The 1,799-nt window shown below is 42.8% G+C and carries 4 protein-coding genes; 3 read left to right on the top strand and 1 reads right to left on the bottom strand.

The window, feature by feature from the left end:
- On the bottom strand, positions 1-1,005 hold a 1,005-nt coding region (locus ACTIE6_RS19335), incomplete at its 3' end, for an NFACT family protein (protein ID WP_439558206.1).
- Between the two features lie 62 nt (positions 1,006-1,067).
- Between ACTIE6_RS19335 and ACTIE6_RS19330 the strand changes: the two genes are divergently transcribed.
- From ACTIE6_RS19330 to ACTIE6_RS19320, 3 genes are all read left to right on the top strand, one after another.
- Positions 1,068-1,256 (top strand): hypothetical protein, encoded by a 189-nt coding sequence (locus ACTIE6_RS19330; RefSeq protein ID WP_439558205.1) that lies wholly within the window; start codon positions 1,068-1,070, stop codon positions 1,254-1,256.
- A gap of 55 nt (positions 1,257-1,311) precedes the next feature.
- Entirely contained in the window at positions 1,312-1,482 is a 171-nt protein-coding gene (locus ACTIE6_RS19325; RefSeq protein WP_439558204.1) for a hypothetical protein, read from the top strand.
- Between the two features lie 64 nt (positions 1,483-1,546).
- A partial coding sequence (locus ACTIE6_RS19320) for a PIN domain-containing protein (protein ID WP_439558203.1) occupies positions 1,547-1,799 on the top strand: 253 nt, incomplete at its 3' end.

Raw genomic sequence — 1,799 nt, 5'->3', positions numbered from 1 at the left:
GTTCTCCGCATTCTTTTGGGCGGAAAGTTCTTTTTTCAACTTGATACGGATCGGCGCTTCCCGGTAAAAGTCAAAGAGTTCTACAAGCTCGGCGCGCTCGGGGATCGCGTGCAGATTGGCCATGATGATATTTCCGATCTCGTCATTTTTAACTGCACTTTCCAGCTCAACCAGCTTCTGAAATGTATTTTCAAGATAGTTGTCTGTCTGCTGCACGCGCTTCCTAAGTACCCTGATCCATTCCGCTCGTTCTCTTTCAATTCCACTCAGGCGGATATAGGTGATGTAAAAAGCATTCAATGCCGCAATCGGATCAGTAAATTGCTGGATCGGTTCGCCCGTTTCAATCAACGATAGCACAGGTTCTCCGTCCACTTTCACCAGGAAAAATTGCTGCGAGTTAAGTTCTTGTATTGTGTCCTGAATTATTTGCCAGCGAGATTCTGCTGTTTCAAGTCCATTCAATTTTTCGGTTAAATATGCATTAACCAGTTTACCAAAAGTCGGGAACAGTGGCTTGTGATCCAGCTCATTTCTGACGTACGCAGGAAAAGACTGGTCTATCTGGCGGTCAAGCGCAGCGATATTAAGTGATTTGTCCGCAGCCAGTTTATTATTAAAAAGCTGCATTACATTCCCAGCACTATCAAATGAAATCAAATTAGAGCGATTGCCAAAAAGTTTGAAGACCAATGCATTACCAGTCTCAAACCGGATTTCAAAAGCTCTTTCATTTTCAAAAACACGTACATGATCTATCCTTTGAAATTTAAAATCAGTAAAAAGATTGACCGAATTCTTCCGCGCTCGGTCGAACTTTTCGGGAAAGCTGAGACAGGCAAAGCGGGAAGTAAGCGTGGCTTTGATGAAAAATGGCGCCAACAAAGTCTCATCCTGGGCGGACTCTGCAAAAACAAGGATCAGTTCATCCTTCTCCTGACTGAATGCTTCAATAAAATATTTCCCCGCCAGCTCCTGATGAAGCCTGGCCGCGAGTTGTTTCAAAAAGTAATAATTCTGATGCACGGTAATTTTCGGTAAGGGAGTAAAAGTAGGGAGAAAGGAGGATGGAGGAAAGGGACGGTGGAGGAAAGGGAAAATGGAGGAAGGAGGAAAGGGTGGATAGAAAAAAGGAGGAAAGGGACGATGGAGGAAAGGCAGGATGGAAAAACGTAAATTCTTCCTCCTTCCTCCCATTCCTCCCTTTCCTCCTTTCCTCCTTTCCTCCTTTCCTTAAAATAATTGCTTTTGCCTGAGAACGTTTATTTTAAAAAACTATGTTAAGTTGTACAATTATCAAAGAGACTGGAAATGGAACAGATGACTAAATTGAATGACATGCAGCGGTTCATGTTGCGTATGTTCGAGAGACAGCTCAATGCGAAACAAGAGAGTGAGATCAAACAAATGCTTTCCGACTACTTCGCGAAGCAGATCGACGATGAAATGGACAAGATCTGGGGAAACTCGACGAGGCATTGAAAACTCACAACCGAACTGAATATCTGGCTTCTTGATCCTTGTAATTGACACTAATTGCCTTCTCGTGAGCATCCCAAGGCAAGCTAACACACGCTGGCTCTTTGATGGGTTAAAAAACAAAGAATTTCAGTTTGGTATATCCAATGAAATCCTGGAAGAATATGAAGAGGTACTTGGTAAGTTTTATTCTCCCTCTCTTGCTACTAACATCATAGAGCTCCTTCTCAATCTTTCGAATGGAATCTGGGTTACACCGTATTATAAATGGGGACTGATCAAAGATCAGGATGATAACAAGTTTGTAGATTGCCCAATCG

The sequence above is a fragment of the Dyadobacter sp. genome, assembly GCF_051859145.1.
Taxonomy (GTDB): Bacteria; Bacteroidota; Bacteroidia; order Cytophagales; family Spirosomataceae; genus Dyadobacter.
The sequence above is the reverse complement of the archived record's forward strand: the minus strand, read 5'-3'. Positions and strand labels throughout refer to the sequence as shown.